At 56.0% G+C, this 12,736-nt stretch carries 9 protein-coding genes; 6 read left to right on the top strand and 3 right to left on the bottom strand.

The features are described from left to right. The first annotated feature begins 220 nt into the window (after positions 1–220). The 6 genes from ebgA (at position 221) to ygjK (ending at position 10,421) form a co-directional block, all read left to right on the top strand. The gene (gene ebgA, locus KO1_RS25625) at positions 221–3,313 is read left to right on the top strand and encodes a beta-galactosidase subunit alpha (protein ID WP_024274744.1); all 3,093 of its coding nucleotides are present in this window, start codon (positions 221–223) and stop codon (positions 3,311–3,313) included. Further along, positions 3,310–3,759: a beta-galactosidase subunit beta gene (locus KO1_RS25620; RefSeq protein WP_004105933.1), complete on the top strand. Its 450-nt coding sequence runs from the start codon at positions 3,310–3,312 to the stop codon at positions 3,757–3,759. Before ebgA ends, KO1_RS25620 begins: the two co-directional genes overlap by 4 nt. 93 nt (positions 3,760–3,852) lie before the next feature. Next, on the top strand, positions 3,853–5,286 hold the full coding sequence (locus KO1_RS25615; protein WP_004105934.1) for an amino acid permease: 1,434 nt from the start codon (positions 3,853–3,855) through the stop codon (positions 5,284–5,286). 228 nt (positions 5,287–5,514) lie between these two features. Then, positions 5,515–6,948, top strand: coding sequence for an amino acid permease (locus KO1_RS25610; protein ID WP_049593642.1), 1,434 nt, complete (start codon positions 5,515–5,517; stop codon positions 6,946–6,948). 45 nt (positions 6,949–6,993) lie between these two features. Next, positions 6,994–8,052 (top strand): protein YgjJ, encoded by a 1,059-nt coding sequence (gene ygjJ / locus KO1_RS25605; protein ID WP_024274746.1) that lies wholly within the window; start codon positions 6,994–6,996, stop codon positions 8,050–8,052. A 17-nt stretch (positions 8,053–8,069) separates the two neighbouring features. Beyond that, complete coding sequence (ygjK, locus tag KO1_RS25600; protein ID WP_024274747.1) at positions 8,070–10,421, top strand: alpha-glucosidase; 2,352 nt, start codon at positions 8,070–8,072, stop codon at positions 10,419–10,421. A gap of 108 nt (positions 10,422–10,529) precedes the next feature. Here the strand turns inward: ygjK and lsrG are convergent, their stop codons facing one another. The 3 genes from lsrG to lsrB are packed head-to-tail and all read right to left on the bottom strand — an operon-like array spanning position 10,530 to position 12,735. Beyond that, positions 10,530–10,826 (bottom strand): (4S)-4-hydroxy-5-phosphonooxypentane-2,3-dione isomerase, encoded by a 297-nt coding sequence (lsrG, locus tag KO1_RS25595; protein WP_004105938.1) that lies wholly within the window; start codon positions 10,824–10,826, stop codon positions 10,530–10,532. Next, positions 10,823–11,710: a 3-hydroxy-5-phosphonooxypentane-2,4-dione thiolase gene (gene lsrF / locus KO1_RS25590; RefSeq protein ID WP_004105939.1), complete on the bottom strand. Its 888-nt coding sequence runs from the start codon at positions 11,708–11,710 to the stop codon at positions 10,823–10,825. Before lsrF ends, lsrG begins: the two co-directional genes overlap by 4 nt. Positions 11,711–11,721: 11 nt before the next feature. Continuing rightward, positions 11,722–12,735, bottom strand: a complete 1,014-nt coding sequence (gene lsrB / locus KO1_RS25585) for an autoinducer 2 ABC transporter substrate-binding protein LsrB (RefSeq protein WP_004105940.1) — start codon at positions 12,733–12,735, stop codon at positions 11,722–11,724. Position 12,736: the final 1 nt, after the last annotated feature.

Genomic DNA, 12,736 nt, shown 5'->3' with positions numbered 1-12,736 from the left:
TTCACCGCCGTCTGCCAAACGGTAGCCCGGACAGGCGCAGCGCGCCGCCTCCGGGATTTTCCTCCATCCCCCATCCTCTGCACCTTTTCCCCATCCTGACCGCTGGCGGCCAACCCGCTCATTTTGTGATCGAGTTAAAGTAAATCACTCCCGACGGTTTAATTTAGTAAAACTTTTACTAAAATACTTTCTATCCGTTTAGTCCGTTCAGGGAGGCGATATGAATCGCTGGGAAAATCTTCAACTCACTCATGAAAACCGGCTGCCTCCGCGCGCCTATTTCTTCTCTTACGATTCGCAGGCCCAGGCGCGAACCTTCGCCCGTGAAACCAGCAGCCGCTTTTTGTCCCTTAGCGGACAGTGGAAATTCTGCTTCTTTAACAACCCGCTGCGGGTGCCGGAAGCGTTCACCTCGCAATACATGAGCGACTGGGGGCCGATTACCGTACCGGGAATGTGGCAGATGGAAGGACACGGCCAGCTACAGTACACCGACGAAGGCTTTCCCTTCCCGATTGACGTTCCCTACGTGCCGACCGACAACCCTACCGGCGCCTATCAGCGCATCTTTACCCTCAGCGAGGGCTGGCAGGACCAGCAGACCCTGATTAAATTTGATGGCGTCGAGACCTATTTTGAAATTTACGTTAACGGTCAGTACATCGGTTTCAGCAAAGGCAGCCGCCTGACGGCGGAGTTTGATATTAGTCACGCGGTAAAAAACGGCGACAACCTGCTTTGCGTGCGCGTCATGCAGTGGGCGGACTCCACCTATATAGAAGATCAGGATATGTGGTGGTCGGCGGGTATCTTCCGTGACGTGTATCTGGTGGGCAAAAACCCGCTTCACGTCCAGGACTTCACTCTGCGCACCGATTTTAACGATGACTACGTCGACGCCACCCTCTCCTGCCAGCTGGTGCTGGAAAATCTCGCCGCGCAGCCGGGCGCAGCCACACTGGAATACGCGCTGTTCGACGGCGAAAAGGCGCTGTATGAAGGCGTAACGCCGCGCCTGAGCATCAGCCAGCAGCTGAACGTCAACTTTGCGATCGACGTGAAGGCGCCGCAGCAGTGGTCGGCGGAAAATCCTTATCTCTATCACCTGGTGATGACGCTGAAAAACGCCGCCGGAGAGATTATCGAAGTTATCCCGCAGCGCGTCGGTTTTCGCGATATCAAAGTGCGCAACGGCCTGTTCTACATCAATAACCGCTACGTGATGCTGCATGGCGTTAACCGCCACGACAACGACCATCTGAAGGGGCGCGCCGTAGGGATGGACCGCGTTGAGAAAGATCTGCTGCTGATGAAGCAGCACAATATCAACTCGGTACGCACCGCCCACTACCCCAATGACCCGCGTTTCTATGAGATGTGCGACATTTACGGTCTGTTCGTGATGGCGGAAACCGATGTCGAATCCCACGGCTTCGCCAACGTCGGCAATCTGAGCGCCATCACCGATGATCCGGCATGGGAGCATATATACGTCGAACGAATCGTGCGCCACATTCACGCGCAGAAAAACCATCCGTCGATCATTATCTGGTCGCTGGGTAACGAGTCCGGCTACGGCTGCAACATTCGGGCGATGTATCACGCCGCTAAAGCGATCGACGATACCCGTCTGGTGCATTACGAAGAGGATCGCGACGCGGAGGTGGTGGATATCATCTCCACCATGTATACCCGCGTGCCGCTGATGAATGAATTCGGGGAATATCCGCATGCCAAGCCGCGAATTATCTGCGAATACGCCCATGCGATGGGCAACGGTCCCGGCGGGCTGAGCGAATACCAGAACGTGTTCTATCAACACGACAGTATTCAGGGCCACTACGTCTGGGAGTGGTGCGATCACGGGATTCAGGCCACCGATGACAGCGGCGCGGTTTGGTACAAATTCGGCGGCGACTACGGGGACTATCCTAATAACTACAACTTCTGTCTTGACGGTCTGATTTTCTCCGACCAGACGCCTGGGCCCGGCCTCAGAGAGTACAAACAGGTTATCGCCCCGGTAAAAGTTCAGGCGACCGACATCGCCCGCGGCGAACTGCGCATCGATAATAAGCTCTGGTTCTCGACGCTGGATGACTATACCCTGCGCGTGGAAGTTCGCGCCGAAGGGGCTACGCTTGCCAGCCAGCAGCTTAAGGTGCGCGATCTTGCGGCAAACAGCAGCCGCGATATCACCATTGACCTGCCAGAACTGGACGATCGCGAAACCTTCCTCAACATCCTGGTGACCAAAGACTCGCGCACGCCGTATAGCGAGGCCAACCATCCGATCGCCGTTTACCAGTTCCAGCTAAAAGAACAGACGGCAACGAAATCGCCGCTGATGAATGCCAGCGCAACCCCGCTACAGATAGTTGATGAACGACTGAGCTACAACATCACCGGGCATAACTTCCGCGTGGTCTTCTCTAAAGTCAGCGGCAAACTGAGCGAATGGCAGGTGAACGGCGTAGACCAGGTGACCCGTGAGCCGAAGATTAACTTCTTCAAGCCGATGATTGATAACCACAAGCAGGAATATGAGGGGCTGTGGCAGCCCAGTCACCTGCAAATTATGCAGGAGCATCTGCGTGAATTCAGCGCCGAACAGCGTGGAGACACGGTGATTATCACCACCCGCAGCATTATCGCTCCGCCGGTTTTCGATTTTGGCATGCGTTGTACCTATCGCTGGCAGATTACCCCGCAGGGCCATATTAACGTTGAGCTTGCGGGGGAACGTTATGGCGACTATCCGCATATCGTGCCGTGCATCGGTTTTATGCTGGGCATTAACGGTCAGTTTGAACAGGTGAATTACTACGGTCGCGGTCCCGGTGAAAACTACGCCGACAGCCAGCAGAGCAACATCATTGATGTCTGGCGCACCACCGTGGACGACATGTTCGTGAACTACCCGTTCCCGCAGAACAACGGCAACCGCCAGCACGTCCGCTGGGCCGCGTTTACCGACCGTCACGGCAGCGGCCTGATGGTGGTCCCGCGCGATCCGCTCAATATCAGCGCCTGGCACTATACGGCGGAGAATCTGCACGCCGCGCAGCACTGTAACGAACTGCGTCGCAGCGATGACATCACCCTGAATATCGACGCCCAACTGCTCGGCCTGGGCTCTAACTCCTGGGGGAGCGAGGTGCTGGATAGCTGGCGGGTGTGGCTCAAACCGTTCAACTATGGCTTTACGCTGCTGCCGCTGGAAGGCGGGAGCGCTTCCTCGCAGACGCTGGCGAATCATAGCTTTGGCGCCGGTTTCTTTTCCTCCGATTCATACAGCGAGGCTGAAAAATGAGAATTCTCGATAATTTAGAACAATTTAAGCAAATTTATCACAGTGGACGTAAATGGCAGCGCTGCGTAGAAGCTATCAATAATGTCGATAATATCCGGCCTGGAGTTGCCCATTCGATAGGCGATTCGCTCTCCTATCGCGTGGCAAGCGACAGCACCACGGATGCGTTGTTCGTTGGCAACCGCCGCTATTTCGAGGTGCATTACTACCTCCAGGGTCAGCAAAAAATTGAGTTTGCCGCTAAAGAGCAGCTGCAGACCGTCGCCTGCTATCGCGATGAAACTGACCGTGAATATTTGAAAGGCATTGGTGAAACCGTGCAGGTCCATGAAGGACAAATGGTGATTTGCGATACCCACGAAGCTTATCGCTTTATCTGTGACTCGCCGGTCAAAAAGGTGGTGCTCAGAGTGACTATCGAAGACGGCTACTTCCTGAATAAGTAAGCCCGCGTTACGCAAGGTGAGGCCAGCGGATCGACTCGTTGGCCTTCCCGGTCCCAGCCCTCAATGCGGGCCAGATCATTTTCCGGAGGACTTATGTCCGAATCAGTTCGTGCCAAAATAGGGAAGTTCGCCCTACTGTCGATGGCGTTTGCCGCCGTATTTAACGTACGAAATATCGTTAATAATAACATAGAGTTAGGGCTCAGTTCCGCCCCTATCTTTCTGTTTGCCACGGTGGTCTATTTTATTCCGTTTGTCTTTATCATCGCCGAATTCGTGTCAGCAAATAAAAATTCCGAATCAGGTATGTACGCCTGGCTGAAGCAGCCTTTAGGTACCCGCGCGGCCTATCTCGGCTCGTTCCTGTACTGGTTTGTGAACCTGTTCTTTTTCCTGTCGCTGCTGCCGAACGTGGTGGCCTACGCCTCGTACGCCATTATGGGTTACGCCATTCCCTTCTCGCCGATGGTCACTTCGCTGATCTCTATCGTTCTGTTCGCCATGGCCACCCACATTTCCACCAAAGGCGCGACCTGGCTGGGGAAAATCTCCGAATGTGTGGCTTATGGCGTCTTCGCGCTCTTTGCGATTTACGTGGTCGGTGCTATTACCGCGCTGGGCGCGGGCCATGTCCCCGCGCAGCCGATTACGCTGCACGCCATGGCGCCTACCATCAACTGGGCGACGCTGGGGATTATGTGCTGGATCTTCCAGGCGGCTGGCGGGGCTGAAACCGTTGCCGCATATCTGAACGATACTAAAGGCGGCCAGAAATCGTTTATTAAAGTCATCATCACCGCCGGGATCCTGATTGGCGGCATGTATGCGCTGGGTTCTCTGCTGGTCAACGTCTTTGTGGCACGGGAAGACCTGACCTATGCAGCCGGTATGGTGGAAATTTTCACCGGTCTCGGCGCTTATTTCCATATTTCCGAAGCGCTGATGGGCCGCTTCGTCGGCATCATTCTGTTTATCGCCATTTTCGGCAGCATGATGATGTGGACCGCCGCACCGGTAAAAATTCACTTCTCGGAAATTCCTGCCGGCATCTATGGCAAAAAAACCACCGAGCTGAACGTCCACGGCGTGCCGGTGCGCGCCGCCTGGTGGCAATTTGTCTTCGTCTTTCTGATGCTCATCGTGAATGGTTTCGGCTCCGCCAGCGTTCAGCAAATGATGAACACCGCCATCAACCTGACCGCCGGGACCGCAATGCTACCGCCGCTGTTTATCATGGCCGCCTACTTTGTTTTCCGCTGGAAACATGACGACACGCCGCGCGACTTCCGCATGGGTTCAAGAAAAGTTGGGATGGCCGTGGTGTCGATGCTTATCGTTATTTTCCTGGTCAGCATGACCGCCTCCGCTTTCCCGCCAGGAGTCGACCTGGTGAACGCCTTCTTCATTAACGTCTTTATGACCGCAGTCTTCTCCGGACTCGCATGGTGGTGGATAACCCGCTTTGAGAAAAAACAGCGCAAGAACCAACAACCAGGCCTGAAATCAGCGGCAAATACGGTGAAATAAGCCACCGTTGCTCCCGCCAGCGGTATATCCCCTGGCGGGATTTTTTTACCCGCAAGCCATGATCTGTCGCCCAACCATTTTCGTGATCGAGTTAAAGCAATTCATTTTTACCGCTTTTATTTACTAAATATTTTACTAAAATTAACCACAATACTTAACTGCCTCTACCCTACAAACAACACAATCCCCTTCGGCCATTCTCTGAAGGACAATGTGTGGAGATGTGTTATGTCTGATATCAAACGTAATACCATCGGCAAGTTTGGCCTGCTATCGCTAACCTTCGCCGCCGTCTTCAGTTTTAATAACGTGATCAATAACAATATTGAGCTGGGACTGGCGTCGGCGCCGATGTTCTTCCTTGCAACCCTGCTCTACTTTGTTCCTTTCTGTCTGATCATCGCGGAATTCGTTTCGCTGAATAAAAACTCCGAAGCGGGCGTTTATGCCTGGGTAAAAAGCTCGCTAGGGGGGCGCTGGGCCTTTATTACCGCCTATACCTACTGGTTCGTGAATCTGTTCTTTTTTACCTCGCTGCTGCCGAGGGTAATCGCTTATGCCTCCTACGCTTTCCTCGGATACGAGTACATTCTGACGCCCGTGGCCACCACGATGTTGAGCATGGCGCTGTTCGCCCTGTCGACCTGGGTTTCCACCAACGGCGCAAAAATGCTGGGCCCAATCACCTCGGTCACCTCATCGTTAATGCTGCTGCTGACGCTCTCCTACATTCTGCTTTCCGGCGGCGCGCTGGTGGGCGGTATTCAACCAGCGGATCCGATTACCGTGGATGCAATGATCCCGAACTTTAACTGGGCGTTCCTCGGCATCACCACCTGGATCTTTATGGCGGCCGGCGGGGCGGAGTCCGTCGCGGTGTACGTCAATGACGTGAAAGGCGGATCGAAATCATTTGTTAAGGTCATTATCCTCGCCGGGATCGTGATTGGCGTGCTGTACTCCATTTCCTCGGTACTGATAAACGTGTTTATCAGCAGTAAAGAGCTGAAATTTACCGGCGGATCGGTACAGGTCTTCCACGGTATGGCGGTATGGTTTGGCCTGCCCGAAATCGTGGTCAACCGTTTTGTCGGCCTGGTCTCCTTTACCGCCATGTTTGGTTCGTTATTAATGTGGACCGCGACGCCGGTCAAAATCTTTTTCTCCGAAATCCCGCCCGGAATATTTGGTAAAAAAACCGTTGAGCTCAATCAAAACGGCGTACCGGCGCGCGCGGCGTGGATCCAGTTCCTGATTGTGATTCCGCTAATGATAATTCCGATGATGGGCTCCAGTACCGTGCAGGATTTAATGAATACCATCATCAATATGACCGCCGCCGCCTCGATGCTGCCGCCGCTGTTTATCATGCTGGCGTACCTTAATCTGCGCCGCAAGCTCGATCATCTGCCGCGCGATTTTAAAATGGGTTCCCGCACCACCGGTATTACGGTGGTCTCCATGCTGATTGTTATTTTCGCTATCGGCTTCGTCGCCTCAACCTTTCCCACCGGCGGCAATATTCTGACGATTATTTTCTATAATGTCGGCGGAATCGTTATCTTCCTCGGATTTGCATGGTGGAAATACAGCAAATACGTGAAAGGTTTAACTCGGGAAGAAAAAAGAATTGAAGCAGCGCCAGCCTCTGACGCGTCTTAATCTATTTTTCTTAAATAAAAAACCACAATACCTCTAAATAAAATGATGAAAAAGAACAGGCCTATTTACTGGGCGCTTGCCGCCCTGGCTTTTTGCACACCGGCTATTGCCGTCGATGTGGCGCATCCGGCGGAACATGATGACATGAAAACGCCTGAACTTAATGTCACCTCATACCGTTTTTACGGTGAATTGGGGGTTGGCGGATATATGGATCTAGAAGGCGAGGACAAGCATAAATATAGTGATGGCACCTATATTGAAGGCGGACTGGAAATAAAGCACGGCAGCTGGTTTGGTTTAATTTATGGCGAAGGCTGGACGGTTCAGGCCGATCGTCAGGGAAATGCCTGGGTAGCGGACCACGGCTGGGGCGGATTTGAAGGTGGAATAAACCGCTTCTACGGCGGATATAAAACCGAGAGCAGCACCGAGATTATGCTCAGCCTGCGCCAGGATTCATCGCTCGACGATCTGCAGTGGTGGGGCGATTTCACGCCCGACCTCGGCTACGTGATCCCCAATACGCGCGATATCATGTACGCGCTCAAGGTGCAGAACCTGGCGGGAGATTTTCGCTACAGCGTGACCGCGACCCCCTCCGGGCACCACGATGAAGGCAAAGCGTGGCTCCATTTCGGCAAATACGACCGCTACGACGATAAATATACCTACCCGGCGATGGTCAACGGCTACATCCAGTACGATCTCGCGAACGAGGTGACCTGGATGAATGGGCTTGAGGTGACGGATGGGACCGGCCAGCTATTTTTGACCGGTATTCTCACCCCCAACCTCGCCGCCCGCGCCTGGCATCATACCGGGCGCGCCAGGGGAAAAGACGTGCCGGGAACGGAGACCGGCTTTATGGCCAGCGCTATGTATGAAGCGCTCAAGGGCGTGTATCTCTCTACCGCCTATAGCTACGCCAAACACCGCCCGGATCGCGCCGCCGAGGAAACCACCTCGTTTATGCAGTTCGGCATCTGGTACGAATACGGCGGCGGACGTTTTGCCACCGCTGCGGACAGCCGCTTCTACATGAAAAATGCCTCCGGCAACCCGAGCGATCAGGTTTTCCTGATGCAATATTTCTATTGGTAAAAAGGGATATCAATACCGTGAAGATTACCACTACTCTTACGCCGCTGGCCTGCGCCCTACTGCTAAGCTTTTCCGCCCACGCGCTGACCGCGGATGACTTTAAAAATGTTATCAACCGCAGCGGCGCGCCGCAGGCGATGCAGGATTTTGATAACGATGACCACCAGCGCTTCAACCCGTTTTTCGATTTGGGCGCATGGCATGGGCATCTGCTGCCTGATGGTCCGGCCACCATGGGCGGATTTCCCGGACCCGCGCTGCTCACTGAGGAGTACATCAACTTTATGGCGACCAATTTCGATCGCCTGACGGTATACCAGAACGGCAAAAAAGTCGCCTTCACCCTGCAGGCCTGGAGCCTGCCCGGCGCGCTGGTGCAAAAGCTCTCCGCGGCCGGCGTACAGGTCGAGATGACCCTGCGCTTTGCCAGCGCGCACACCTCTTTACTGGAGACTAAAATCACCAGTAGCAGCCCGCTTAAGCTGGTCTGGGACGGCGAGTTGCTGGAGAAACTCTCCGCCAAAGAGGGGAAACCGCAGTCAACGCAAACCATCGACCAGGCTTTCCCGGACTATCAGCGCCGCCTGAGCGCGACCCACGACGGCCTGACCGTCAGCTTCGGCAAAGTCCGCTCCGCATCGGATTTAATGACCTCCGGCGAATCGCAGTATCAGATCCATCGCTCCCTGCCGACGGTCACCCAAATCGACGGCCATCGATTCACCAGCAGCGCGCAAATCAACGGCTCGACCACGCTCTATACCACCTACTCGCACCTGCTGAACGCCGAGCAGGTTCGGCTCGAGAAAGCGCAAATCCGCGATATTCTTGCGCGACCGGCACACTATCTGCGCGCTTCCGAGGCGCGCTGGAACGGCTATCTGCAAAAGGGGCTGACCAATCCTGATGCTACGGCGCAGCAAACCCGGGTGGCGGTAAAAGCGATCGAAACCCTTAACGGTAACTGGCGCGCGCCGGGCGGCGCCGTTAAGCACAACACCGTCACGCCGTCGGTAACCGGGCGCTGGTTCTCAGGCAACCAGACCTGGCCGTGGGATACCTGGAAGCAGGCCTACGCCATGGCCCACTTCAACCCGGAGATCGCGAAAGAGAACATCCGTGCCGTCTTCTCTTGGCAGATTGCCGCCGACGATAAAGTGCGGCCGCAGGATGCCGGGTTCATTCCGGATCTGATCGCCTGGAACCTGAGCCCGGAACGCGGCGGCGACGGCAGCAACTGGAACGAGCGAAATACCAAACCGAGCCTGGCGGCCTGGTCGGTGATGGAAGTCTATAACGTTACGAAAGATAAAGCCTGGCTGGCGGAGATGTATCCGAAGCTGGTGGCCTACCATGACTGGTGGCTGCGCAACCGCGACCACAACGGCAACGGCGTGCCGGAGTACGGCGCGACCCGCGATAAAGCGCACAACACCGCCGATGGCGCGATGCTGTTTACCGTGAAAAAGGGCGATAAAGAACGGACGCTTTCCGGCCTGAAAACCTACGAGCAGGTGACGGCGAAAGGCGATTACGACAGCCTGGAGATCCCGGCGCAGGTGGCCGCCTCCTGGGAGTCGGGGCGCGACGACGCGGCGGTTTTCGGCTTTATCGATAAAGTTCAGTTGGATAAGTACATCGCTGGCGGCGGCAAGCGTAGCGACTGGACGGTGAAATTTGCTGAAAACCGGGATAAAAGCGGCAATCTGCTCGGCTATTCGCTGCTGCAGGAGTCGGTCGATCAGGCCAGCTACATGTACAGCGACAACCACTATCTGGCGGAGATGGCGGCCCTTCTCGGTAAGCCGGAGGAGGCAAAACGCTACCGGGCGCTGGCGAAAAAGCTCGCCGACTATATCAACACCTGCATGTTCGACCCGCAGAGCAAATTCTATTACGACATTCGCATTGAAGCGCAGCCGCTGGCAAACGGCTGCGCCGGTAGGCCGATCGTCGAGCGCGGCAAAGGCCCGGAGGGCTGGTCGCCGCTGTTCAACGGCGCGGCCACTCAGGCGCATGCCGATGACGTCATTTCGGTGATGCTGGACGCCAAAGAGTTCAACACGTTCGTACCGCTGGGTACCGCCGCATTAACGAATCCGGCGTTTGGCGCGGATATTTACTGGCGCGGCCGCGTGTGGGTGGACCAGTTCTGGTTCGGCCTGAAGGGGATGGAGCGCTACGGCCACCGCGAAGAGGCGCTGCAGCTGGCGGACGCCTTCTTCAGACACGCCCGGGGACTCACCTCCGATGGCCCGATTCAGGAGAACTACAATCCGCTCACCGGCGCTCAGCAAGGCGCGCCGAATTTCTCCTGGAGCGCGGCGCATCTGTACATGCTGTATAACGAGTTTTTCCGTAAACCATAGGCTAGTGCCCTCACCCTAACCCTCTCCCACAGGGAGAGGGAACGGTCCGGCTCCCGATTTAACAGACGGCTCCTCTTTTCCCCCTCTTTCCGTGGGAGAGGACTCGTCTTACACCTCCGGCAGCAGGCCGATAAAGCTGCGTTTCTGCCGCGGCTGCGACATCAGCGCCTCCAGCTTCTCTACGCAGGCCAGATAGTGCGGGGTTTTCTTGTGCGCCAACACCGCTTCATCATCTTTATAGGCTTCATAAATAAAAAAGCGCGTCTTCACCTCCGGGTCCTGCAGGACATCAAAGCGAAGATTGCCCGGCTCCTGCAGCGCCCCTTCGTGGTTGGCGCGGAATACCTCAAGAAACTCGTCGACCCGTTCCGGTTTGATATTGATTTCTACCAGCGTTACGTTCATTGCAGCTCTCCCTGTTTTTCCTCCTGCCAGAACTGATACGCCTCGCGGGCGCTCAGGTTCTCATGCACCACTTTTTTCACCGCCTTCAGCATCGCGCGCGGCGCGCTGGACTGGAAGATATTCCGCCCCATATCGACGCCGGATGCGCCCTGGTCAATCGCCCGCCAGCACATCTCGAGCGCCTCCTGCTCCGGCAGCTTTTTGCCCCCGGCGATGACGATCGGCACCGGGCAGCTGGCGGTCACTTTCTCAAAGCCTTCCTCAACAAAGTAGGTTTTTACAAACTGCGCCCCCATTTCAGCGGCAATGCGGCTGGCCAGCGAGAAGTAGCGGGCGTCGCGGGCCATCTCTTTACCCACCCCGGTTACCGCCAGCACCGGCATACCGTAGCGGTTGCCGGCGTCCACCAGCTTGATGATGTTGTTGATGGACTGATGCTCATGTTCGCTGCCGATATAGACCTGCGCCGCCACCGCGCAGACGTTCAGGCGCAGCGCATCTTCCATCGCCACCGCCACGCACTCGTTGGAAAGTTCGCTGAGGATCGAGTTGCCGCCGGAAGCGCGCAGCACCACCGGTTTGTTGGTCGCGGCCGGCACCTGACTGCGCAGTACGCCGCGGGTGCACATCAGCACGTCGGTCTCCTCGAACAGCGGCGCGATAGAGAGATCGATACGCTCCAGACCGGTAGTCGGCCCCTGAAAATAGCCGTGATCGAAAGCCAGCATCACCGTGCGATTGCTCTGCGGATTAAAGATACGCGCCAGCCGCGACTGCATCCCCCACTCCAGCGACCCACAGCCCTTCAGCGTATAGAGCGTGTTCTGCTGCGGACGGTCTAAGCCGAAGTTTTTTCCCTCTTTGATATCGTCTAAATCAGCCATCTCATCCTCCATCAGAAATCGTAGTTATTGATATTCTCTTTGGTGAACACCACCCGCTCCGGCAGCAGCACGATGCCGTTGCCTTTCGCTTCATACTGATAACCCTGCACGCTGTTGGGCTCGACTTTCAGGGTGCCGAGATCTTTCACATCAACGCTGTCGCCGACGTTAAGATCGCCCTTTTTCAGCAGACGATCGGCGACGTTAACCGCGATCTTGCCCTGCTGTACCACGTCCCACAGGCCGAAGGCTTTTACCGTGCCGCGCTCTACATAGGGGCGCATCACGTTCGGGGTACTGAAGCCGACAATCGCCACGCCCTGGCGCTTGAGATTCTCTGCCGCCTGGGCGGCGGCCGGAAGCGCGTTGGCGTCCGGGGCGATAATGGCGTCGAGATCCGGGTACGCTTTTAAGATCCCCTCGGCGGTTTGCAGCGATTTGGTGGCGTCGTTATAGCCAAACTGCGTGGTCACCACTTCCCACTGCGGATGCGCTTTTTCAATTTTGGCTTTCGCCTCTTTTACCCACTGGTTCTGATCGGTCACCGTTGGGCTGGAGTAGAAAAACGCGACTTTGGCGGTGGGTTTCGTCACCTGTTTTTCCGCCATCTCCACCAGCAGGCCGCCAAGCTGCTGCGGCGTCCCCTGGTTGATATAGATGCTGCGGCACTCTGGTTTGGTATCGGAGTCCCAGGTCAGAACCTTGACCCCGCGCTGCATCGCCCGCTTCAGCGCCGGGCACAGGCCGTCCGGTGATACGGCGGAGACGATAATCGCGTTGTAGCCCTGGTTGACGAAGTTGTTGATCAGCTGCACCTGGCCGGAGACACTCGGTTCGGTCGGGCCGTCATAGGTGACGTCCACGCCGAGCGCTTTGCCCGCCTCTTTCGCGCCGTTACCGCCGCTGGTAAAGAAGCCGACGCCGACCAGCTTAGGAATAAAGGCGATGCGGTCCGCCGCCTGAGCGGTTGCCACGCTTAACGCCAGCGCCAGGGCGCTCGTTTGCAGGATTCGTTTGGTTTTCATC

Origin of the sequence: Klebsiella oxytoca NBRC 105695, from assembly GCF_001598695.1 — a bacterium.
Lineage (GTDB): Bacteria > Pseudomonadota > Gammaproteobacteria > Enterobacterales > Enterobacteriaceae > Klebsiella > Klebsiella oxytoca.
The sequence above is the reverse complement of the archived record's forward strand: the minus strand, read 5'-3'. Positions and strand labels throughout refer to the sequence as shown.

Bases quoted from the DNA above. Each gene is read 5' to 3' on its own strand.
- ebgA (WP_024274744.1), top strand. From the start codon at position 221: ATGAATCGCTGGGAAAATCTTCAACTCACTCATGAAAACCGGCTGCCT.
- KO1_RS25620 (WP_004105933.1), top strand. From the start codon at position 3,310: ATGAGAATTCTCGATAATTTAGAACAATTTAAGCAAATTTATCACAGT.
- KO1_RS25615 (WP_004105934.1), top strand. From the start codon at position 3,853: ATGTCCGAATCAGTTCGTGCCAAAATAGGGAAGTTCGCCCTACTGTCG.
- KO1_RS25610 (WP_049593642.1), top strand. From the start codon at position 5,515: ATGTCTGATATCAAACGTAATACCATCGGCAAGTTTGGCCTGCTATCG.
- ygjJ (WP_024274746.1), top strand. From the start codon at position 6,994: ATGAAAAAGAACAGGCCTATTTACTGGGCGCTTGCCGCCCTGGCTTTT.
- lsrG (WP_004105938.1), bottom strand. From the start codon at position 10,826: ATGAACGTAACGCTGGTAGAAATCAATATCAAACCGGAACGGGTCGAC.
- lsrF (WP_004105939.1), bottom strand. From the start codon at position 11,710: ATGGCTGATTTAGACGATATCAAAGAGGGAAAAAACTTCGGCTTAGAC.
- lsrB (WP_004105940.1), bottom strand. From the start codon at position 12,735: ATGAAAACCAAACGAATCCTGCAAACGAGCGCCCTGGCGCTGGCGTTA.